The 21,820-nt window shown below is 72.6% G+C and carries 22 protein-coding genes; 10 read left to right on the top strand and 12 right to left on the bottom strand.

Annotated elements, in window-relative coordinates:
- Positions 1-140 precede the first annotated feature (140 nt).
- The 3 genes from ACWDVW_RS27515 to ACWDVW_RS27505 all read right to left on the bottom strand — a co-directional run bounded on the left by ACWDVW_RS27515 (position 141) and on the right by ACWDVW_RS27505 (position 1,761).
- Positions 141-512, bottom strand: coding sequence for a hypothetical protein (locus tag ACWDVW_RS27515; RefSeq protein ID WP_396748438.1), 372 nt, complete (start codon positions 510-512; stop codon positions 141-143).
- A gap of 230 nt (positions 513-742) precedes the next feature.
- Positions 743-1,381: a class I SAM-dependent DNA methyltransferase gene (locus tag ACWDVW_RS27510; RefSeq protein WP_449954400.1), complete on the bottom strand. Its 639-nt coding sequence runs from the start codon at positions 1,379-1,381 to the stop codon at positions 743-745.
- 20 nt (positions 1,382-1,401) lie between these two features.
- On the bottom strand, positions 1,402-1,761 hold the full coding sequence (locus ACWDVW_RS27505; RefSeq protein ID WP_449954397.1) for an ArsR/SmtB family transcription factor: 360 nt from the start codon (positions 1,759-1,761) through the stop codon (positions 1,402-1,404).
- A 51-nt stretch (positions 1,762-1,812) separates the two neighbouring features.
- Here ACWDVW_RS27505 and ACWDVW_RS27500 point away from each other — a divergent pair, with 51 nt between their 5' ends.
- The 3 genes from ACWDVW_RS27500 to ACWDVW_RS27490 all read left to right on the top strand — a co-directional run bounded on the left by ACWDVW_RS27500 (position 1,813) and on the right by ACWDVW_RS27490 (position 5,054).
- Positions 1,813-2,895, top strand: coding sequence for a cation diffusion facilitator family transporter (locus tag ACWDVW_RS27500; protein WP_449954394.1), 1,083 nt, complete (start codon positions 1,813-1,815; stop codon positions 2,893-2,895).
- 149 nt (positions 2,896-3,044) lie between these two features.
- Positions 3,045-3,335 carry a flavin reductase gene (locus tag ACWDVW_RS27495; protein WP_449954392.1) on the top strand — a complete coding sequence of 97 codons (291 nt, stop codon included), beginning with the start codon at positions 3,045-3,047 and terminating at the stop codon, positions 3,333-3,335.
- A 159-nt stretch (positions 3,336-3,494) separates the two neighbouring features.
- A complete protein-coding gene (locus ACWDVW_RS27490; protein WP_449954389.1) occupies positions 3,495-5,054 on the top strand; it encodes a ricin-type beta-trefoil lectin domain protein in 1,560 nt (519 codons plus the stop codon).
- A gap of 88 nt (positions 5,055-5,142) precedes the next feature.
- Here ACWDVW_RS27490 and ACWDVW_RS27485 read toward each other — a convergent pair whose 3' ends face one another.
- On the bottom strand, positions 5,143-5,784 hold the full coding sequence (locus ACWDVW_RS27485; protein ID WP_449954386.1) for a hypothetical protein: 642 nt from the start codon (positions 5,782-5,784) through the stop codon (positions 5,143-5,145).
- A 274-nt stretch (positions 5,785-6,058) separates the two neighbouring features.
- On the opposite strand from ACWDVW_RS27485, the gene ACWDVW_RS27480 reads away from it, so the two are divergent.
- From ACWDVW_RS27480 to ACWDVW_RS27460, 5 genes are all read left to right on the top strand, one after another.
- A complete protein-coding gene (locus tag ACWDVW_RS27480; protein ID WP_449954383.1) occupies positions 6,059-8,065 on the top strand; it encodes a serine hydrolase domain-containing protein in 2,007 nt (668 codons plus the stop codon).
- A 41-nt stretch (positions 8,066-8,106) separates the two neighbouring features.
- Positions 8,107-9,441: a sensor histidine kinase gene (locus ACWDVW_RS27475; RefSeq protein WP_449954380.1), complete on the top strand. Its 1,335-nt coding sequence runs from the start codon at positions 8,107-8,109 to the stop codon at positions 9,439-9,441.
- On the top strand, positions 9,438-10,094 hold the full coding sequence (locus ACWDVW_RS27470) for a response regulator (RefSeq protein ID WP_396748420.1): 657 nt from the start codon (positions 9,438-9,440) through the stop codon (positions 10,092-10,094). Before ACWDVW_RS27475 ends, ACWDVW_RS27470 begins: the two co-directional genes overlap by 4 nt.
- A 70-nt stretch (positions 10,095-10,164) precedes the next feature.
- Positions 10,165-10,245 (top strand): putative leader peptide, encoded by an 81-nt coding sequence (locus tag ACWDVW_RS27465; RefSeq protein ID WP_350697899.1) that lies wholly within the window; start codon positions 10,165-10,167, stop codon positions 10,243-10,245.
- Positions 10,246-10,358: 113 nt separating this feature from the next.
- Entirely contained in the window at positions 10,359-12,812 is a 2,454-nt protein-coding gene (locus ACWDVW_RS27460; protein WP_449954378.1) for a M14 family zinc carboxypeptidase, read from the top strand.
- A 138-nt stretch (positions 12,813-12,950) separates the two neighbouring features.
- Here ACWDVW_RS27460 and ACWDVW_RS27455 read toward each other — a convergent pair whose 3' ends face one another.
- Positions 12,951-13,850, bottom strand: a complete 900-nt coding sequence (locus tag ACWDVW_RS27455) for an alpha/beta hydrolase (RefSeq protein WP_449954375.1) — start codon at positions 13,848-13,850, stop codon at positions 12,951-12,953.
- Here ACWDVW_RS27455 and ACWDVW_RS27450 point away from each other — a divergent pair.
- The gene (locus tag ACWDVW_RS27450) at positions 13,740-14,465 is read left to right on the top strand and encodes a TetR/AcrR family transcriptional regulator (RefSeq protein WP_449954372.1); all 726 of its coding nucleotides are present in this window, start codon (positions 13,740-13,742) and stop codon (positions 14,463-14,465) included. The two genes, ACWDVW_RS27455 and ACWDVW_RS27450, sit on opposite strands and share 111 nt — an antisense overlap.
- A gap of 37 nt (positions 14,466-14,502) precedes the next feature.
- Here ACWDVW_RS27450 and ACWDVW_RS27445 read toward each other — a convergent pair whose 3' ends face one another.
- The 7 genes from ACWDVW_RS27445 to ACWDVW_RS27415 are packed head-to-tail and all read right to left on the bottom strand — an operon-like array spanning position 14,503 to position 20,626.
- Entirely contained in the window at positions 14,503-15,456 is a 954-nt protein-coding gene (locus ACWDVW_RS27445) for an amidohydrolase family protein (protein WP_449954369.1), read from the bottom strand.
- Entirely contained in the window at positions 15,456-16,391 is a 936-nt protein-coding gene (locus tag ACWDVW_RS27440; RefSeq protein ID WP_396748410.1) for an MBL fold metallo-hydrolase, read from the bottom strand. Before ACWDVW_RS27440 ends, ACWDVW_RS27445 begins: the two co-directional genes overlap by 1 nt.
- The gene (locus ACWDVW_RS27435; RefSeq protein ID WP_449954366.1) at positions 16,388-17,203 is read right to left on the bottom strand and encodes an ABC transporter ATP-binding protein; all 816 of its coding nucleotides are present in this window, start codon (positions 17,201-17,203) and stop codon (positions 16,388-16,390) included. Before ACWDVW_RS27435 ends, ACWDVW_RS27440 begins: the two co-directional genes overlap by 4 nt.
- Entirely contained in the window at positions 17,200-18,009 is an 810-nt protein-coding gene (locus ACWDVW_RS27430; RefSeq protein ID WP_449954363.1) for an ABC transporter permease, read from the bottom strand. Before ACWDVW_RS27430 ends, ACWDVW_RS27435 begins: the two co-directional genes overlap by 4 nt.
- On the bottom strand, positions 18,006-18,827 hold the full coding sequence (locus ACWDVW_RS27425; RefSeq protein ID WP_449954360.1) for an ABC transporter permease: 822 nt from the start codon (positions 18,825-18,827) through the stop codon (positions 18,006-18,008). The genes ACWDVW_RS27430 and ACWDVW_RS27425 overlap by 4 nt, the downstream gene beginning before the upstream one ends.
- Entirely contained in the window at positions 18,824-19,843 is a 1,020-nt protein-coding gene (locus ACWDVW_RS27420; protein WP_449954357.1) for an ABC transporter substrate-binding protein, read from the bottom strand. The genes ACWDVW_RS27425 and ACWDVW_RS27420 overlap by 4 nt, the downstream gene beginning before the upstream one ends.
- Before the next feature lie 36 nt (positions 19,844-19,879).
- Positions 19,880-20,626: a class II aldolase/adducin family protein gene (locus tag ACWDVW_RS27415; RefSeq protein WP_449954354.1), complete on the bottom strand. Its 747-nt coding sequence runs from the start codon at positions 20,624-20,626 to the stop codon at positions 19,880-19,882.
- A 348-nt stretch (positions 20,627-20,974) separates the two neighbouring features.
- On the opposite strand from ACWDVW_RS27415, the gene ACWDVW_RS27410 reads away from it, so the two are divergent.
- Entirely contained in the window at positions 20,975-21,733 is a 759-nt protein-coding gene (locus ACWDVW_RS27410) for a Clp protease N-terminal domain-containing protein (RefSeq protein ID WP_449954351.1), read from the top strand.
- Positions 21,734-21,820: the final 87 nt, after the last annotated feature.

Below are 21,820 nucleotides of genomic sequence, written 5' to 3'. Positions count from 1 at the left end.
AAACACGGTTGTGGGTCGTGATCTTCTCTGTCCATGAGAAGGCGACCCACGGTCGGGTAGTCGGTTTATACGGCACTTGTCGCTCTGGTCTTGACCCCTGCCGGGGCTGCCCAGGTCCAGTGAGCACGGTCGTTTCAACATCATCCGGTGCGGCCGAGGATGGTAAATGGCCTGGTCATGTCGCGGTTGGCCCATCGGGTGGCTTCGGTGATGTTGGTGCGACCGGCCAGGCGTAGGGCGTTGATGTGGAGGTTGCGGAGTGAGGCCAGGACGCGGGGTCCGGAGCGGGTGCGGACGCGGGAGTGGTCTTCGCGGTAGCAGGTGTCGCGGATGAAGTGGAGGGTTTCGATGGCCCAGTGGCCGCAGTTGAACGCGGCTAGTTCGGCCGGGCCCGCGTGGTCGGCGGGGTGGCTGGTGATCCCGAGTTGCGCAGCGGTCGCCGGATGCCGTCTTCCCGTCGTGAGCTGCTGCGCTGGCAGTTCGACCTGACCTGGTCGCTGTTCGAATACCACCTGACGGAGTGGTTGACCGTACTGGACCCGCCTCGTCCTGACCGATGCCCGGACCGTCCGAGCCGTGCCGTGCCCGAAGCTGAGGGCAGGTGGCCTACAGCGGGGGCCCTGTCGAGCTGAACCGTCTGTGCTCTCAGCTCGACAGCGTCCGCGCTCCACTGCCCCTGCCCCTGCGGACCGCGCATCGGACCAACCATGAGAGCACTCCGACCTCGTACGCCGCACACGCCTCAGCGGTGGGCGAAGACGAACCCGCCCTCGACCTCCGGTTCCGGGTGGTGCACCAACTCGGCCTCGACGGCGAAGCCGGCCGCCGCCAGCCAGGCCGCGACCCGACCGGGTGGGCGGTAATGCACGTAGACGTTCATCGGGTGTCCGCCGTAGCCCTCCGTCTTGAGCCGGCTGCCGTCCCCGGTCTGGAACCCGAGCAGCACCATCCCGCCCGGGCGCAGCACGCGACGGAACTCGGCCAGGACGCCGGGCACCTCGTCGTCGGGTACGTGGATCAGGGAGAACCACGCCAGCAGCCCGGCCAGGGCCCCGTCCGGCAGGTCGAGGCGGGTCATCGAGCCGACCTCGAAGCGCAGGCCGGGATGGTCCCGCCGGGCCACGTCGATCATCCCGGGCGACAGGTCGACGCCGAACGCGTCCAGGCCGATGTCGCGCAGGTGGGCGGTGATCCGTCCCGGTCCGCAGCCGGCGTCGCAGACCGGTCCGTTCCCCTGGGCGCGGACCAACTCGGCGAAGAGGGCGAGGATGCCCCGCTGGAACGACTCACCAGCAAGCGCCCCGCGCAGCGCGTCGGCGTAGTCGGCCGCCACGGTGTCGTAGGAGGTTCGGGTGTCGTCAAGCCAGCCGGGTACACGCATGGGCGCCACGATAGGGCCGGTCAGTCGTGTTCGGGGGTACCGGTCACCCGGTGGGAGGCGGCGTGCAGCGTCTCCGCGACCAGTCGGCGTACGTGGCCGTCGCGGGCGCGGTAGAGGGCGCGTCGGCCGTCCCGGCGTACGCTGACCAGCCCGGCGAGGCGGAGTTTGCCGAGGTGCTGGGAGACCGCCGGGCGGGCCGCACCGACTGCCGTGACCAGTGAACCGACGTCGTGTTCGCCCGCGCTGAGCAGCCACATCAGGCGAAGGCGGGTGCCGTCGGCGAGCATCCGCAGCATCTGCACGGCCGCCTCGACCTCACCGTCGCCAGGGACGGGTTGTTGCCGCTCACTGGCTCCTGCAACGTTGTCGCGTGCGTACATGAGCACATATTATCGCCGGGACCACAGGCCCCGCTCTCCTCGGGGGGACACGTGACCCAGGGCCGGCACGACCATCACCACCACGAGGACCATCACCACGACGACGATCACCGCCACGACGATCACCACGACCACGGCAGCCCCGGCCGGTGGCACCGGCTGCGGCACGCGGCCGTACCGCACTCGCACGACTCGCGTACCCGGGTGGACCCGGCGCTGGAGACCTCCCGCGAGGGACTGCGGGCACTGTGGATCTCGCTGGTCGCGCTCGGAATCACCGCCGCCGCCCAGGCGGTCATCGTGGCGTACTCCGGCTCGGTGGCGCTGCTCGGCGACACCCTGCACAACGTCACCGACGCGCTGACCGCCGTCCCGCTCGCCATCGCCTTCCTGCTTGGACGGAAGGCGGCCACCCGCAGCTACACGTACGGGTACGGGCGGGCCGAGGACATCGCCGGCATCATCATCGTCGCGGCCATCGCCGCGTCGGCTGTCGCGGCCGCGTGGACCGCGATCGACCGGCTGCTGCATCCCAGCGACATGAGCCACATCCCCTGGGTGGCCGGTGCCGGCGTGGTCGGGTTCGTCGGCAACGAGCTGGTCGCCCGTTACCGCATCCGGGTCGGTCGGCGGATCGGATCGGCCGCCCTGGTCGCCGACGGCCTGCACGCCCGCACCGACGGCTACACCTCGCTGGCCGTGGTCGCGGCGGCGGGCGGTGCCGCCCTCGGCTGGCGCTGGGCCGACCCCGTGGTCGGTCTCGCCATCGCCGTCGCCATCACCGTCGTGCTCGCCGACGCCGGGCGGCAGATCTACCGCCGGCTGATGGACGCGGTCGACCCGACGCTCGTCGACCGGGCCGAGCGCACGCTGCGCGACGTGGACGGCGTCCGGGACGTGAGTGCGGTACGCCTGCGGTGGATCGGCCACCGCCTGCACGCCGAGGCGGACCTGGTCGTCGACGCCGGCCTCAGCCTCGTCGCCGCGCACGAGATCGCCGCCGACGCGGAGCACCGCCTGACCCACGCGGTGCCCCGGCTGACCAGCGCGACCGTGCACACCGACCCGGACAGCCACCCGGGCGGGCACCACCACGCCGACCTCTCCCACCGGCGACGGCAGCCGGCCGGCTGACCCGAACCGACATCACGACGCTATGTGATTGTGCGGAGACTCTGGGCAAGGTATCGGTCAGGCGACGTGGTTCGGTGGGGGCCCGCCCTCGTCGCCCGGGGGCCGCCGTCGGGCGGGCGCCACCCCCCGCCGACGGAGGAGGATCTGCCGTGCCCGCGACCAGAGCGGCGAACGTCGCACCCACCGCACACTGCCGGGACCACGTGGCGTCCCGCCCCACCTGGCGGTGCCGAGCCTGCGGGACCGCTTGGCCGTGCGGACGCGCGAAGCGGGATCTGCTCGCCGAGTACGGCACCCGCCGTACCGATCTGCTGGTCTATCTGGCGAGCCTCTGGGAGGAGGCGCTCGGGCAGCTCACCGAGCGGCACCCGGGGACCGATCCGGCCGAGTCGCACGAGCGGTTCCTCGGCTGGCTGCCGCCCCGACCGCCCTGTCGCTGACCGCCGTGCCGTCCGACCTGGACTGACCCCGCGCCGGCAGCAATTGACAGGAGTCTTGACAGTTACCGGTCACATCGACAGACTTGATCGTGAGAGCGCTCTCTTGGCCGAACTCCCGACGATGCCGCCGCATCGCCCCACCCCCATAGGAGGAGTCCCATGCCACGAGCGCCACGCGTCCTGCGCGCGGCCCTGGCCGCCGTCCTGGTCGCCGGTCTCGCCCCACTCGCCGCCCCGCCGGCCGCACTCGCCGCCGACACCGCCGGCACCGCCACCGCCGACACCTCGGTCACCGGCCTCGCGCCGGAGATGGTCCGCGCGATGCGCCGCGACCTCGGATTGACCGACGCGCAGGTGCTGACCCGGCTCCGCGTCGAAGCCGGCGCCGCCACCGTCGAGCGCCGCCTGCGAGCACGACTCGGTACGGCCTTCGCCGGTGCCTGGATCCCGTCCGGCGGGACGCGGCTGACGGTGGCCGTCACCGACCCGTCGCTGGCCGCCGCCGTACGTGCCGAAGGTGCCGAGGTGACCACCGCCGCCCGCAGCGAGTCAACCCTGGACGGCGTCAAGCGGACGCTCGACCGGCACGCCGGCAAGGCGTCACCGGAAACCGTGCACGGCTGGGCGGTCGACGTGACGACCAACCGGATCGTGGTGACCGCCGGCCGGGGCGCGACCGCCGAGGCCGCCGCCTTCGTCACGGCCAGCGGCGTCGACGCGGACCTGGTCCGGATCGTCGAGTCCGCCGAGGCGCCCCGGATCAACTACGACATCCGGGGCGGGGACCAGTACGTCATCAACGGCAACACGCTCTGCTCGGTCGGTTTCGCGGTGCACGGGGGCTTCGTCACCGCCGGCCACTGCGGCCGGGTCGGCAGCCCGACCCTCGGCTACAACAACGTCTCCCAGGGCACCTTCGCCGGCTCGACGTTCCCCGGCCGCGACTACGGCTGGGTCCGGACCAACAGCAACTGGACCCCGCAGCCGTGGGTGAACAACTACTCCGGCGGCAACGTGTCGGTGGCCGGCTCCCAGGACGCCGCGATCGGCAGCTCGGTGTGCCGGTCCGGCCGGACCACCGGCTGGCGGTGCGGCACGCTGCTGGGTCGCAACCAGACGATCAACTACTCGCAGGGCGCCGTGCACGGACTGACCCGCACCAACGCCTGCGCCCAGGGCGGCGACTCGGGTGGCGCCTGGCTCAGCGGCAACCAGGCGCAGGGCGTCACCTCCGGCGGCTGGGGCAACTGCTCCACCGGCGGGGAGACCTGGTTCCAGCCGGTCAACGAGATCCTCGGCGTGTACGGGCTCACGCTGGTCACCACCGGCGGTGGTAGCGGGAACCGGCTGATCAGCAACTGGAACAACAAGTGCATCGACGTGCCGAACTCGAACTTCTCCGACGGCGTACCGCTGCAGACCTGGAACTGCAACGGCACGGCGGCGCAGTCGTGGAGCTTCGTCAACGGCACGCTGCGTACCCAGAACAACATGTGCATGGACGTGGCCTGGGGTTCCCGGGACAACGGCGCGGTGATCCAGATCGCGACCTGTAGCGGCAACCCGGCCCAGCAGTTCGTCCTCTCCGCCGCGGGTGACCTGGTCAACCCGCAGGCGAACAAGTGCGTCGACATCAGCGGTTGGGTCAACGCCGACGGCGCCCGCCTGGCCCTCTGGGAGTGCCTCGGCGGCGCGAACCAGAAGTGGCGGCGCGGCTGAGACACGGCCCCGGAATGTTAGGAAGGGTCCCCTGCTATCGCCTGGTGTATAGCAGGGGACCCTTCCTTACCACTAACAGCTACAACTATTACGACGACGGCGCGGCCCCGTTGTCGTTGAACCGGAAGCTGTCGAACGGGGCGGCGTCACCCAGCTCCTCCATGATCAGGCCGTTGTTCTGCGAGTTCCGCAGGAACGCCGAGTTGTTGCTGATCAGGTAGGTCTCCGCGTTCTCCGGGTTCGGCGCGATGGTGAAGAGCTGACGCGGCTCGCTCTCCTTGCACTCGGCGCCCTGCACCACCAGCGGCTGCGAGTTGCCCGGGTTCTGCACCTGCCAGCAGACCGGCTCGCCGGTGCCCGGGCCACCACCGGCACCCCGGTACGACTTGATCAGGAACGTCTGCCCGTCGACCGGGGTCGGTACGAACAACTGCCGGCCCTCGTCGCCGTCGACCTCGGCCAGCCGCTGGTCGGTCAACGACAGCCCCGACTCGAACCCGTCGACCCGGGTGATGGTGACCTGGCGGTCGCCGGACAGTACCGGCGGGTTGGCGGTGGTCGGCGACGGCGACGCCTCCGTCGGAGTGGGCGCGGCGGAGGTCGCGCTGGCGGCCGGCGTGCCCGTGGCCTCAGGTGTGGCGGCGGCGTCCGGAGTGGCGTCACCGCACGCCGCTGTCGAGACGGCCAACGCCACCACGCCCGCACCGGCAAGCCACCTACGCATCGACATCATCCACTCCTCCTCCGGCGGCGGGGATTCCCGGTCGGGAGACCGGCGCACCATCCTCCCTCGCCACGGTCGCTGAAGATCGACGTACCCCGGGTGTCGGCGCGGTATGCAAGGACGCGGCAACGGGGTGGATTTCCGACAAAGGTCGTAGGCCGAATGCCGCCCTGCGCCAGATGGCACCACGCTCCCGTTCCCGCAGGCTTTTGCCAGGCAACGGGTGACGCCGCACGGACCCCTCCGGACACCCGATCGGCCTGGAAGGCAGCAGCCCGACATGTCTCGCCACGATCCTGCCCGACCCCGGGCGTCCCGCCTGCGTCGACTCGGCGCAGCCCTGGTCGCGACGGTCGCCGTCGCCACCGCCGCCGGGTGCGGCGCCGCACCGACCGCCCGGTCCGTTCCCACGCCACCCGCTCCCGGCGCACCGGCCGACCCGGCCGCACTGAACGCCGCCGACGTCGACGCCTGGCTCGACGGCCTGCTGCCCGCCGCGCTCCAGCGGACCGGCATTCCCGGCGCCACCGTCGCCGTCGTCCGCGACGGCGAGATCCTCACCGCCCGTGGCTACGGCCACGCGGACACCGGCTCCGGCACGAGCCAGCCCGTACCGGTCGACCCGGACCGGCACCTGTTCCGGGTCGGCTCGGTGGCGAAGCTGGTCACCGCCGTCGCGGTGCTCCAGCTCGTGCAGGGCGGCGACCTGGACCTCGACGCCGACGTCGACGAGTACCTGGACTTCACCGTGCCCCGCCGCTACGACGAGCCGGTCACCCTGCGGCACCTGTTAACCCACACCGCCGGATTCGAGGAGCGGGTCGCCGGCCTGATCGGCTCCGACGGCAACAGCCCGGACCTGCGCGCGGTGCTGGCCACCGACCCGCCGGAGCAGATCTACCGGCCGGGTACCACACCCGCGTACTCCAACTACAGCAACGCCCTGGCCGGGTACGTCGTCGAACGCGTCAGTGGCACGCCGTTCGAGGAGTACGTCGACCGCAACGTACTGGCCCGGGCCGGCATGGCGTCGTCGACGTTCGCGCAGCCACTGCCGCAGGCCCTGGCCGATCGGGTGGCGAAGGGGTACGACGCCGCCGGTGTCGCCGGCCCGTTCGAGATCGTCGGCACCGTCCCGGCGGGCGCGTTGAGCGCACCCGCCACCGACATGGCCCGCTTCATGTCGGCGCTGACCGGCGAGACGGTCGGCGAGGGCCCGCTGCTCGACCCGCCGACCCGCGAGTTGATGCAGCGGCCCGCGCTCGACGCCACCTCGCTCGGCACCCTCGCGGACGGCCCCCGGATGACGCTCGGGCTGTTCGACGAGAGCCGCAACGGCCGACGCATCCTCGGTCACGGCGGCGACACCAAGTACTTCCACTCGCACCTGCAGATCTACCCGCAGGAACGGGCCGGCATCTTCGTTTCGCTCAACGGCGGCGGCCGGGGCGGATTCGACAGCCACGAGCTGCGTCAGGCGGTGGTCAACGGCTTCGCCGACCGCTACTTCCCGGCCACGTCGGACCAGCCGACGCGCGTCGACGCGGAGACCAGTGCCGCACACGCCGCCGCTGCGGTCGGCACGTACGCCGACTCGCGTCGGATCGACAGCAACTTCCTGACCACGATCGGTCTGGTCGGCCGGACCACGGTCAGCGTCGCCGACCACAACCGGCTGCTCTTCGAGCCGGGCCCGCTGTCGGCCACCCCGACCCTCTACGAAGAGGTGGCCCCCTGGGTCTGGCGTGAGGTGGGCGGGCAGCGCACGATCGCCATGCGGGCCACCGACGACCGGGTGACGGCGATCAGCTACGACTCCGCGTTCACCCTGCTGCCGGTCGAGCCGGCACGGGCCACGGCGGTGGTCGTACCGGTGCTCAGCGTCTCCGTCCTGGTGCTGGTGCTGACCGTGCTGTCCTGGCCGTTCGGCGCCCTCGTCCGGCGGGTGCTCGGTCGACCCCGTCGCGACCGGGCCGGACGTACCGCCCGGGTGCTCAGCCGCGTCGCGGTCGCCGGGGCGCTGCTCGCGCTGACCGGCTGGGCGGTGAGCGTGGTGACCGTCATGGGGTTGCAGGACGTCTCCACCGCCTCGTTGCGGACCATCCAGGCGCTCCAGCTGATCGGCCTGCTCGGGGTGCTACCCGCAGGGCTGCGGCTGGTCGACGACGTACGGCGTCGCGTCGGCTGGCACCGGGTCGCCGCCAGTGCCCTGGTCCTGCTGGCGCTGGCCGGTACGGGTTGGTTCGCCGTCGAGTTCATGTTGCTCGCGCCTAACATCTCCTACTGACGCGTCGATCCGGGACGGAGCGGAGCAAGGATGTCCACCGCATGAGCACCCACCCTGATCCGCAGACCGAGGCGGCTCCCCGGTCCCCCCGGCTGACCAGGCGGCTCGACGAACAGCTCACCCGGCTCGGCGTGACCGGCCGGTTCGCCCGGGACGTCCTGCTCGCGGCGGCGGTCACCGTGGTCACCGTGCTGCTGCTGGCGATGCTGCTCTGGGTCGTCGCACCGGCGGAGGAGCTCTCCGTCGGCCCGGGGCGGGCCGGGCCGCTGCTCGTGCTCTGCGGCGTGCAGGCGATGCTGCTCTGCCTGCGCCGGGTCCGTCCGCTGCTCTGTCTCGCCCTGGTCGTCGCCCTGCAACTGGTGGTCGTCGGGCTGTCCCTGCCGGAGTTGTCGATCCGGGGCATCGCGCCGTTCGTCGCCGCGTACACCGTCGGCACGTTGCGGCCGGTGCGGACGGCGCTGCTGATCGCGGGGGTCGCCACGCTGGCGGAGACGGCGGGCGCGGTGGTCGCCACCGCCGTCCTCGCCGCCCCCGACCTGCTCCTCGCCACGCTCGGCAGCCTCACCGCCGGCGCGCTGACCTACCTCGGCGCGGCCTTCGTCGGCGGTTACGTCGCCACCAACCGGCGCTACGTCGAGCTGGTCCGGGTACGCGCCGACGAGGCGGTCCGGGCGCAGCAGGCAGGCGTGCAGGCGGCGATCGGTGCGGAACGGTCCCGGATGGCGCGGGAACTGCACGACGTGGCCGCCCACCACCTCTCCGGCATGGTGGTGCAGGCGGCGGCGGTGGAGCGACTGATCGACCGCGACCCGGCGGCCGCCCGGGCCGGGGTGGCCTGGATCCGCACCCAGGGCAAGCAGACCCTGGACAACCTGCGGTTGGTGGTGGGGGTGCTGCGCGGACGGACCGGGTCGGACCCGGGCGACGGCACCGTCCCGGTGCCCGGCCTGGCCGTCCTCGACGACCTCGTCCGCACCGCCGGTGACCTCGGCGGCCCGGTCGAGTTCGTGCGGGAGGGGCAGCCGCGCGAGGTGCCGCCGATCGCCGACGTGGCGCTCTACCGGGTGGCGCAGGAGTCCCTCTCCAACGCCCGCCAGCACGCCGCCGGCGCCCCGGTCCGGGTGGCCCTGCGCTACCTCGACCGCCGGGTGACGCTCGAGGTGCGCAACGACCCGCCGCCCCGGCGGCCTGAGCCGGCCGCCCGCACCACGGGCGGCGTGGGCCTGGTGGGCATGCGGGAACGCGCACAGCTCATCGGCGCCGAGTTCACCGCCGGTCCGACCGCCGACGGCGGCTGGTCGGTCGCCGTGAGTCTGCCGACCGCACCGGAGGCCGCGCGCGCCGCGACGGCGACCGCGAAGGGGGACCCGACATGATCAGGGTGATGCTCGTCGACGACCAGGCGGTGGTGCGGACCGGGTTCCGGGTCATCCTGGAGCAGGCCGGGGACATCGAGGTGGTGGCCGAGGCGTCGAACGGCGACGCGGCGGTCGACCTGGCCCGCCGGCACCGGCCGGACGTGATCTGCATGGACGTCCGGATGCCGGGCGGCGACGGGCTCACCGCCACCCGCCGGATCGTCGGCGAGGCCACCGAGACGCCGCCCGCCGTGCTCGTGGTGACCACGTTCGACCTCGACGAGTACGTCTTCGGCGCGCTGGAGTCCGGTGCCAGCGGGTTCATCCTCAAGGACTGCGAACCCGAGGAGCTGATCGAGGCGGTCCGCCGCCTGGCCGGCGGGTACGGGCTCGTCGACCAGGCGGTCACCCGCCGGGTGATCAGCGAGTTCGCCCGCCGCACCGCCGCGCCGCGCACCGACGCGGTGGCCGCGCACCAGCTCACCGCACGGGAGGCCGAGATCGTCGGGCTGCTCGCCCAGGGTCTGTCGAACGTGGAGATCGCCGCCGAGCTGTTCATCGAGACGAGCACCGTCAAGTCGCACCTCGGTCGGGCGATGGCCAAGATCGGCGTACGGGACCGGTTGCAGACGGTGGTCTGGGCGTACCAGAACGGCGTGGTGCCGCGCTGACCCACCGACGGTGTGACGCGCACGGCCAGCGCATTGACATCCGGGGATCGTCCGGGGAAAGATCCTCAGCGTGCGAAGCGCCTATCTGACCAAGCGAGGTCACATCGACCTCCTGCGCGTCGCCAGCGCCGCCTGTCGACCCTGCCGCTGACGCCGGGTTCCCCCTTCCGCCCGTCGCGGGCGTCGCCATCCGCGTTAGGTCTCCGGCCCTACCGTCGCGCCCGTCACCGGCACCGCTCCATCCCGACAGGAGAGCTGTCCATCGTGCACAAAACGTCCATACGTCTGGCCACCGCCGGGCTCGCCCTCACCCTGCTCGGCACGACGGCCTGGGCCGCACCGGCGAACGCCTCGGCGTTGCCGGCGGTACCGCCGTCCGCGCCCGGCCTGCACGAGATCGCCGGCTACCCCCGGCAGAACGTGCTGCCGGTCTGGCCGGACAACCCCGCCGACGCCTCCATCCCGATCGGCGTCATCCCCTACGACGAGATCGCCCCGAAGCTGAACGCCCTGCAGGCCGCGAGCGACCGGGTCTCCGCCCGGGTGGCCGGACGGTCCAGCGGCGGCCACGACCTGTACGCGGTCGTCGTCACCGCCCCGGAGTCCCGGAAGGAGGCCCGCCAGCAGGAGGAGTGGAAGCGCCTGATCGAGGAGGACCCGGTCCGGGCCCGCACCGACCGCAAGCTGCTGGCCGGGTACAAGACGCCGCTGTTCGTCAACGCCAACATCCACGGCAACGAGTGGGAGGGCACCGACGCGGCGCTGCGGGTCATCGAGGAGTACGCCACCAGCACCGATCCCGAGGTGGCGACGCTGCTGGAGCGCAACCGGCTGATCGTCAACGTCACCGCCAACCCGACCGGCCGGATCGCCGGCATCCGGGCCAACGCGAACGGTTACGACCTCAACCGGGACCTCACCATCGTCTCGCAGCCCGAGACGAACCTGATCCGCGAACTCACCATCGACACCAAGCCGATCATCACGCTCGACCTGCACGGTTACGTCAACCCGACGCTGCTGCACCCGAGCACCCCGCCGCACAACGTCAACAACGAGTACGACCTGTTCATCAAGCACGCCCTGCCGAACGCGCTGGGCATCGAGAGGGACCTGCGGGCGCTCGGTCACCCCGAGACGCAGCGGGCCCGGATCCCGTTCCGGGACGATGCTCCCGGCGTGTGGGACGACTTCCCACCGATCTACGTGCCGTCGTTCGCGCTGTTGCAGAGCAGCATCCCGTACACGATCGAGGCGCCGCTCAACCCGCGTGGCGCGAACCTGACGCCGGAGGAGCGCCTCCGCCGATCCGCCATCAACACCGACGTGCACGAGGTGGCGATCAAGTCCTCGTTGCAGTACATCCAGGACAACCGCGCCCAGGTCCTGTTCGACCAGGCGGAGGTGTACCGGCGCGGGTGGGCCGGTGAGCCGCTGCGGGACATCCCCGACGACTTCGTGCCGGGTTGGGGCCCGGAGGACAACTACAACACCGTCTTTCCCCGGGCGTACGTCATCCCGACCGGCCCTGGACAGCGTTCCGAGCCGGCCGCCGCGCGCCTGGTCGACCTGCTGATCGGCAGCGGCGGTCGGGTGTGGAAGGCGAAGCACTCCTTCCGCGCCGACGGCCGCAGTTACCCCGCCGGTTCGTACGTGGTCGACCTGCACCAGCCCAAGCGCGGACTGGTCAACTCGCTGCTCGAACCGGGCATCGACCTGACCGACCGGGTGGACGACCTGTACGCCGGCCCGGCCGCGTGGAGCCAGGGGCTGACCTGGGGCGCCACCGTCGACACGCTCTGGGACGAGAAGTTGCCGACGGTGCAGTTGACCCGGGTCTACGACGGGGTGGCCCAGGGCACGCTACCGCCGGCCAGTGCCGATCTCCGGCTGGACATCCAGGACGCCGCCGACCTGCTCGTGGTCAACTCGCTGGTCCGCAAGGGGCTGCGGGTGTACCGGTCGGCCGACGGATCGGTGGTGGTGCCGTCCACCCCGGGCAGCCGCAAGCTTCTCCAGGAGGCGGTGCGGACGCACGGCGTCACGTTCGAGCGGGCTCCGGCCCGCTGGCAGGGCACCCCGGTGGGTGAGATCGTCGTCGGGTACCTGGGCGGCGTGGAGCAGCGCGACACGGTGGCCGCCCTCGGTTTCGAGGCGCGGGCGGTGACCGCCGCGACGCTGGCCGGCACGCTGACCGACGAGGTCGACGTGCTGCTGGTGGCGAGCAACCTGAACGTGGCGACGCTGACGACGGAGAACCGGGCCGCGCTGGACGCGTTCCTGGCGCGGGGCGGCGGCGTCGTCGGTCTCGGCACCGCCGGGGCGAACTTCAGCAACGCCACCGCCCTGCTGAGCGTCACCGCGACCGCCGGACCGTCGCTGGCCAGCGGGGTCGCGAACGTGGTCAACCGGGGTGGTCCGGTGAGCACCGACGCCAGTCCGTACACCTTCATCAGCCAGCCGGTCTGGTTCACCGGCCTCGGTGCCGGGGTGACCGTGGAGCAGTCGTACGCCGCCGATCCGCTGCTCGCCGGCTGGTGGGCGACCACCGGGGCGAACGGGCAATCCGCCGCGGCGAACCAGGCCAGCATCGTCCGGAGCGTGAGCCCCGGCGGCAACGGTGTGGTGCTCTTCGGCAGCAACCCGACGTTCCGGCTGCACCCGAAGGGGCTCCAGCCGCAGTTGGGCCGGGCCCTGCTCTGGGCGGCACAACCGTGAGCTGATCCGTCCGTCAGTGTGCGGGCCCGCAGCGTCCACCGCTGCGGGCCCGTTCCCGTTCCGGCCCGGCAGGACGCCGGGACCGGCAGCCGCCTGCTCCGCACCGTCGACCAGCAGGCCAGCGGCGGACGGCGGCGGTCAGCTGACGAAGTCGCCGACCGCCCGCCCCAACTGGGTCAGGCCCGGTTCCTCGACGGGCAGGTGTCCGGCCCGCTCCAGCAGCACGAGCCACTTGCCGGCGGCGATGCGGTCGAAGAACGCGCGGCTGAGCGCGACCGGCGTCCACCGGTCGTCCGCCGGGTGCGTCATCAGCACCGGGCAGGCGGTGAACGCCTCCGGCTCCACCGGCGGGGCGGAGGTGAGGAAGGTGCGCAGGAAGCGGAGCGGAACCCGGTTGCCGCCGCCAGAGGGGTCGGCGGCGACCAGCGCGGTGAGGGCCGCGTCGTTGCTCATCGCGCCCATGTTCGCGATCCAGCGCATCGGTATCCGCCAGGCGTCGAACGGCCGGACCGGGCCGAGCAGGGACGGATCGAGGCGGCCCATGGCCGGCAGGCGGGTCATCCGCATCCGCGCGGTGACGTCGCGCGGGTCCAGCAGGCAGGTGACGACCAGGCCGGCGACGTCGACGGTGGCGGCGACCGAGTACGCCAGCATGCCGCCCATGCTGGCACCGAGGAGGAAGACGGGACGGCCGTCGCGGGCCCGTTCCGCCGCCACGAGGTCGGCGACGCAGTCGATCCACTCCGGGTACGCCACCGGCCGGTCACCGCGGGTCAGCCCGTAGCCGGGCAGGTCCGGGGCGAGCACCTCCACCGGGGCGAGGTGGGCCAGCATCCGCGCGTACGGGGCGAGCATCCGCCCGTACCCACCGGCGCCGTGCAGTAGGAGGAGCTTCACCGGGGCGTGCGGTGCGGCGAGCCGGTCCAGGTGCACGTCCAGCCCCCGCCAGCGCCACCACTCCTCGGCCGGTGCGTCGTCGAGGTCGCTGCGCAGCCGCGCCGGATAGAAGCGCTGGTAGTCGAGCCACCGGGTGACCATCAGCCCAGGAAGACGCCCCGGCAGCAGCGCGCCTGGCAGACCCGTCGACGCATCCTCGACGCGGCGGCTCGCGTTTTCGCCGAGTACGGCCACGCCGCCGGCACCACCGACCGGATCGCGGCGCAGGCGCGCCTCTCGGTGGGCTCGCTGTACCAGTACTTCCCCAACAAGGATTCGATCCTGTTGACCCTGGCACTGGAGCACGTCGACGAGACCGCCCAGGCGGTGCGGGTCAGCCTCGCCGGTCTCCCTGACGGCCCCGTCCCGCTGCACCGGTGGCTCCCGGCGGTGGTCCGCGCCTGCGCCGAGCTGCACACCCGCGACCCGCGCCTGCACCGGGTGCTGTTCGAGGAGTCACCGCGCCCGCCCGAGCTGCTGGCCCGCTTTCACGAGGCCGAAGGCGAGGCGGTGGCCGCCGTCGGGTCGCTGCTGCGCCGGGACCCCGACCTGGCACCGGCCGACCCGGAGCGCAGCGCCCGGGTCGTGGTCGCGGTCGTCGAGTCGCTGGTGCACCGGTTCGTCGCCCAGCAGCCGGACCGGATCGACGAGCCGGAGCTGACCGACGAGATCGTCGCGGTGGTGACCGGCTACCTGAGCCGCACCCCCGCGAGCTGACCCGACCGTCGCGGCCGGAGGGGGAAGGTGGCCCGGTTCAGCGGCCCGGACCGTCACCGAGCAGCCGGAGCGCGTTGCCTCCGGCGACCAGCCGGGTGTCGGCCTCGTCCAGTCCGGCCCGCGCCAGCGCCGACTCGACCCGGGCGCGGCTGGTGGCGCGCGGGCCGATCGGCCAGTCACCGCCGACCAGCACGTGGTCAGCACCGAGCAGGTCGGTGGCGAACCTGATGGCGGCCGGCGCGAACCCCATCGTGTCGAGATAGACGTGCGCGCGCTGCGACGCGGGCGCCGCCGACGTCAGGACCTCTCCCCCGTCGGTGGCGGCGGCCAGGGACAGCCCGGCGACCCCGAGCATCGGGAAGACCACGTGCAGCCCGGGCAGATCGGCCAGTACGCCGTCGACCAGCAGCGACAGCAGCGCGGCGGCGTTGATGGTGCCCCGGGCCAGCGAGGTGCCGAACCGGCCGAGACCGGCGAAGGCGGTGGTCATCGCCACCGGGCTGATCGGGTGCACGAAGACGGGTACGCCGAGTTCCGCCGCGACGGCCAGGGTGGGGCGGGCGGCCTTCGCGCCGAGCAGGAGCCCGTCGGTGGCGCAGTCCACGACCAGCCCGGACAACCCGAGGTCCCGTACGGCGCGTACCGCCTCGTCGGCGGCCGGGTCACCGGCGAAGGCGTCGACGGTGGCCAGGCCCCGGAGGCGGTCCGGTGCGCTCGCCACCGCCTCGGCGAGGTGGTCGTTGAGACGCCGCAGGTCGTCCGGGCGGGTGCGTTCGCCGTGCGGGGTCACCAGCGCCGGTGGCGCGCTGAGCACCCGCAGGTCGATGCCGTGCCGACCGGTGTCGGCCAGCAGCCCCTCCAGGTCGGCGATCCGGCGGGCCAGCCCGCGCCAGCGTTCGGCCAGCTCGGGCGCGGCGTGCCGGGGCGGCAGCGCCGGATAGGCCGGACAGGCGTAGTGGGTGTGGAAGTCGGCGACGAACAGCGGCGGCATCAGACCTCGATGAAGGTGTACGTGAAGCCGCGCTCGGCCCGGTGCACGTATCCGGCGGCGGGGAACGGGAAGTGCGTCGGCACCAGCAGGTCACCGGAGTCGGCGGCCCGTTCCAGCAGGCGGCGGCGCTGGTCGGCGGAGTCGCCCGGCACCACGCAGTACCGGATGCTCCACTCGGGACGTTCCAGTTGCACGCCGTGGTGCAGCATGTCCCCGGCGAACAGGGCGCGTCGGCCGGCGGACTCGACCACCAGATAGACGTTGCCGGGGGTGTGCCCGAACGCGGGTACGAGGTGGATCTCCGGCGTCAGCACGTGGTCGGCCGGCACCAGGTCGAGCACACCGGCGTCGCGCAGCGGCAGGATGCTGTCCGCGAGGTAGTCGCCGGTACGCCGCAGCGCCGCCGTGCCCTGCGGGCCGGTCCACCAGTCGAACTCCTCCCGGACCACCAGGTAGCGGGCGTTCGGGAAGGTCGGCACCCAGCCGCCGGAGCCGTCGGCGCTGGTGGCGAAGCCGACGTGGTCGACGTGCAGGTGGGTGAAGACCACCGTGTCGACGTCGTCGAGGCTGACCCCGGCACGGGCGAACTGCTCCAGGAACGGCCGGTCGGCGCGGTCGAAGACGCCGCCGTTGCGGGGTTTGCCGTTGCCGCCACCGGCGTCGACCAGGATCAGCCGGTCCTTGGTCCGGAGCAGGTGGGCCTCCTGGTTGAGCACGATCCGCCCGTCGCGGGTGAACGGCTCGGCGGTGTAGAAGGCACCGTCGGTCCAGGACTCGGTCTCCAGTTGCGGGAAGAAGTCCGTCGGGAGCGGGAGGTAGTCGACCTCGCGGATCGGGAAGACCTCGACCTCGCCGACGGGGAAGGACCAGAGCGGGCCCTCTCCGCCGCCGGTGTCCTGCCAGCGCGGTGCGGTCTCCGGGGACTGCTCACTCATCGGGTCACCTCGTGTGCTCGCGGGGTTTCGGGTTCGGGTGCGCGGCGGACCCGCGCATAGACCTGGGCGCGCAGTTCGCCGAAGCGGGCCGAGGAACGGGTGCCGAGCTGGTCGCGGTCCGCCGGCAGGTCGACCGGGAACTCGGCGACGACGCCGGTCGGGGCGGCACCGAGGACGACGACCCGCTGGCCGAGGTACACCGCCTCGTCGATGTCGTGGGTGACGAACAGGACGGTCATCGCGTACCGCCGCCAGAGCGTGGCCAGCAGGTCCTCCAGGTCACCGCGGGTCTGGGCGTCGACCGCGGAGAACGGCTCGTCCATCAACAGCAGCCGGGGCCGGTACGCGATCGCGCGGGCGATGGCGACCCGTTGCTGCATGCCGCCGGAGAGCTGCCACGGGTACGCCCGTGCCGTCTGGGCCAGCCCGACCGCGTCGAGCGCCTCGGCGACCAGTTCCCGGCGCGCGGCGCGACCGAGCCCCCGGTGCCGCAGCGGCAGCTCGACGTTCTGCTGCACCGTCTTCCAGGCGAACAGGCTGCGGCCGTACTCCTGGAAGACCACGCCCAGGTCGGCCGGCGGCTCGGTCACCCGCTGCCCGGCCAGGTACACCTCGCCGGTCGTGGCGGGCAGCAGCCCGGCGACGATCTTCAGCAGCGTGGTCTTGCCGCAGCCGGACGGCCCGACGACGGTGACGAACTCGCCGTCGCCGACCGTGAGGCTCACCCCTGCCAGGGCGTCCACGGTGCGTTCCCGGGCCCGGTACGACTTGCCCAGCGCGTCGATCCGCAGCAGGTCGGGTCCGACTGTCACGATGACTCCTCTCGTCCGGTGGCGCCTCGGTGCCACCGCAGGGCACGCCGCTCGACCAGCTCGAAGACCTTCGCCAGGGCGAAGCCGAGCAGGCCGAGCAGGAGCACGCCGCTCCACATCTGCGGGATGGCGAAGGTGCGCTGGAACCGGATCACGGTGAAGCCCAGGCCGTCGGTGCTCATCAGCATCTCGCTGACCACCATGACGATGAGCGAGATGCCCAGCGCCTGGCGGGCACCGGCGAAGACCTGCGGGCTCGCGGCGCGCAGGATCAGGCCGTGCCGGGTCCAGCTCGGCAGCCGGTACGCGGCGGCGGTCTCCAGGTGGACCTGGTCCACGGCGCGGACGCCGTCGGCGGTGTTCAGCAGGATCGGCCAGACCGCGCCGAGCACGATGACGATCAGTTTCGTGGCGTCGCCGATGCCGACCGCGACCAGCAGCACCGGGATCATCACCGGGGCCGGGAGCACCCGGAAGTAGGCGAGGATCGGGCTGGTCAGTGCGCGTACCACCGACCAGCGGCCGACCACGTAGCCGATACCGACGCCGATCACCAGCGCGGCGGCGTAGCCGGTGGCGAGGCGGCGCAGGCTCGGCACCACGTCGCGGACGAAGACGTCGGAGAGCCAGACCTGACCGAACGCCTCGACGATGCGGCGCAGCGGCGGCAGGAAGATGTTGGTGCTGTCCGCGCTGAGCACCCACCAGAGGGCGAACAGCAGCACCGGCAGTCCCAGCGCGAATCCGACGGCGGAGGCGCCCCGGGCCAGGCCGGTCAGCAGCGGGGCGGATCGTCGGCCGGTCATCCGGTCGCCACCTCCCGCCGGGTCGCCACGTGCCAGTGCAGCAGCCGGCGCTCGGCCAGGCGGGCACCGAGGTCGAGCAGGACCCCCACCGCGCCGGTCAGCAGCACCAGCGCGTACATGCCGGTGAACTCGCCCGACTCCTGGCTGCTCCAGATCAGCTCGCCGAGGCCGGCGGCGCCCATCACCAGACCACCGGTGATGGCCAGCGCGAGCGCCACCGAGACGATCAGCCGCAGCGCGGTGCCGAGGTACGGCAGCACCGTCGGCCAGGTCACGTGCACGACCCGGGCCAGCGGGCCCAGTCGCATGCTGCGGGCGGTGTCCACGGCCACCCGGTCCACGTCGCGCAGCCCGTACAACACCTGGAACAGCACGATCCAGAAGCAGGAGACGGCGACGAGCAGGACGGTGATCTGGACGACGTCCAGCACCAGGACCAGCACCGGGATCAACACGATCGACGGGACCGGGCGCAGGAAGTCCAGGGTGGACGAGGTGACCCGTAGCAGCCACGGGACCGAGCCGATGGCGAAGCCGACGACGATACCGGCGACCACCGCGATCACCAGGCCGGACGCGGCGGCCAGCAGGGTACGGCCGGTCGCGGTCCAGAACCGGGCCTCGGTGAGCAGGCGGAGCGCCTCCGGGGCGACGGCGGACAGCGGTGGCACGTGCAGCGGCGAGAAGAACGCGCGGGTCACCGCCTCGTACCCGGCCGCCGCGACCAGCAGCCCGACCACGCCGAGCAGCCGGCGACCGGCGACCGGGCCGCCGGCCGACCCCCGGGTGGGGGCCGGCGTGCGGCTCCTCGTGGTCACGGCAGGATCAGCTCGTCGAGGTTCGGCGTGGTGCTGATCAGACCGTCGCGTTGCGCGTACCCGGCCAGCTTCTCGGCGGCCTGCCGACTCACCTCGTCCCGCCAGCCGGTGATGGTGATGGTGTTCGCCACCTCGGGGCTGATCTGGGTGAAGGTGGGGATCTTCGCGCGCACCTCGTCCTCGTGCTCGCGGGCGTACGCGTACGCCTCCCGGATCGCGTCGCGGAAGGCCGAGACGACCTCCGGGCGCTGCCCGATGTAGGTGCCCGAGGTGTACCAGGCGGAGACGGTCAGGTCCTCGGCCAGGTCGGTGAAGCCCCAACCGATCGGCACCGCACCCTGCGCCTTGGCCGCCGACAGGAACGGCTCGACCACCCAGGCGCCGTCCACCCGCCCCTCGCTGATCGCGGCCGGGACCTGCGGGAACGGGATCTCGACCAGCTTCACCGAGTCGGAGTCGCCACCGGCGGTGCGGACCGACTCGCGGGCGGCGGCCGCGGCGATGTTGGTCAGGATGTTCACCGCCACCGTCTTGCCTTCGAGCTGCTGGGGGCTGGTGATGCCGGAGTCGCCGGCCACCACGAGCGCGCCGTAGTCCGCACCGGCCTTGCCGGTCGACGCGGACGCGGGCACCACCGCCTTGACGTCCAGCCCCTGCGTGCGCGCCACGATCAGCGTGGTGAGGTCGCCGGTGGCGAAGTCCACCTTGCCGGCCAGCACCGACGGCACCGAGGTCAGGTCGGAGGTCTGGGTGTCCACCTCGACCCGCAGGCCGTGCTTGGCGAAGATCCCGTTGTCCTGGGCGAGGTAGATCGGGGCGAGGTGTCCGAGCGGCGCGGAGGCCAGCCGGACCGCGGTCAGGCCGTCCGTGCCGCCGGCCGCGTCGGCGGAGTCGTCGGCGGCGGAGCAGGCCGCGAGGGCGCTGGTCAGCAGCGTGGCGGCGAGGACGCCGGCCAGGCCGCGACGAAGGGCGGGTGTGGCGGGTACGTGCCGGAGGGTCCGGGTGGTACGGAACATGGTCGGTCTCGATTCTCGGGGGGCTGACGGGGCCGGTCAGAAGCGCAGACGCAGGTCGAGGTCGTTGACGTGCTCCGGGAAGGGCACCGGTCCACCGAGGGGCTGGGCGGCGACGCTCGACACGGCCGCCTCCTCGATGGCCACCACCAGGCTCGCCGCGTGCTTCGCGTCGTCCCCGGCGACGAGCAGGCCGTGGTTGCCGAGCAGGACGCCGTACGTGTCGGGGTGGGCCCGGTAGGTGTCGGCGATGGCGCGGACCGCCTCGGCGGTGCCGCGCGGTGCCCAGGGCGCGACCGGGACGTCCACGGCCTGACCGTGCACCAGCAACGCCTCGTAGCGGGCGGGCAGGCTGGTCGCGGCGAGGGCGTAGCTGGTGGCGTAGGGCGAGTGGGTGTGGATGACGGCGGACACGTCCGGGCGGGTGCGGTACACGCCGACGTGCATGGTGAGGATGGCGGCCACCGACGGGCTGGGCGTGCCGAACAGCACCTCGCCGTCGAGGTTCACCACGACGACCTCGTCGTTGACGGTCCGCAGAGCGGGTACGCCGACACGCAGGTCGTCGGCGGGCCACGGGCGCAGCAGCTCACCGGCGTTGATCGCGAGCAGGTCGTGGTGGCCCGGCAGCCGGACGCTGATGTTGCCGTGTCCGCTGGCGGACATCGCCGAGGCGGCGAAGATCCGGTTGATGCCGGTGGTCAGGTCGGTCCGGGCGGCGGCCAGTTCGTCGGCTCCGAACGGCGCGCCCCGCAGTGCCGAGGGGGTGGGGATGTGCTCAGTCATGACGTCACTGCCTTGTCGTAGTCGGGGTGCCGGTCGACGCACCGTGCGGCGGGCAGGCGGAAGCCGCGTCCGAGGTCGGACGCGTGTGTGTACCGGTGCGTGGGGGTGGATGCCGTCGCGCGGGCTCTCGGCGGTCTGCGGCCGGGTCAGCGGCAGGGACAGAGCGCGCTGCCGGTGCGACCGTAGTCGACCGCGCGGCGGGCGGTCAGCGGCGTTGGCATAACCCTAGTATGCCCCTAGGATTTGCAGGAGATCAAGCGGGTGAACGCTGTGACCTGCACCCCAGCCCCCACCCGGCCCCGACTCCGACCCGCCCTCGCCCCGCTCCCGCCCCGACAGGACCCCCAGATGCCCAAAATCAACGTGTACCTGCCCGACGCGCTGGCCGAGCGGGTACGCCAGGCCCGGCTTCCGGTCTCGCGGATCTGCCAGACCGCGCTGACCCACGCGCTCGACGGGGCCGACCGGGCCGCGCAGGACGCGGTGGCCGACCTCGCGCTGCCCGAACCGGTCGACCTGGCACCGCCGCCCAACCACCACGTCGCGGCGATCCTGCGCCAGGCGTACGACGTCGCGGCGGCTCGCGGGTCGGCGGTCGTCGAACCGGTCGACCTGCTCCAGGCGTTCCTCGACGAGGGCGAGAGCCTGGTGCTGAACGCCGTCGAGCTGCTCGGCTTCCCGGCCGCCTCGATCCAGGCCGCGATCGACGGAGCCGTCGGCCGTCGGCCGGGGCGGTCCCGCGCCTCGCGACGCAACGGCGGGTCAACGCCACCCACGTTGGGCACCGGCGCCCGCACGACGTTGACCACGGCGGCCACCCAGGCCGCCGCACACGGGTCCGCCACCATCGCCGGCAGCCACCTGCTACTCGGGCTGACCATCGACGACGGCACGGCCGGGACCGTGCTGCGGGACGTGGGGCTCACCGAGGTGGTCACCCCCGCCGTACTCTCCGCGCTCTACTACGGTGCGACCTTCGGCCGGGTGGCCACGGACCGGGACGCGGACACCGCCTCGCTCCGGATCATGATGTTCGACGTGCTCGAACGGCTCGACCGGCTGCACCACCAGATCGCCCCGCCCGCGCCGCGTCGCCACCGGGCCTGAGGTGTAAGGAGGGGTCCCCTGCTATGCACGTAGGGAGAACAGGGTGGTCTTGCCGGCCCCCGAGGGCCCGACCAGCGCGGTGTGGCC

This window comes from Micromonospora sp. NPDC003241 (genome assembly GCF_053589795.1).
This window is presented reverse-complemented; position numbering and strand designations above follow the sequence as displayed.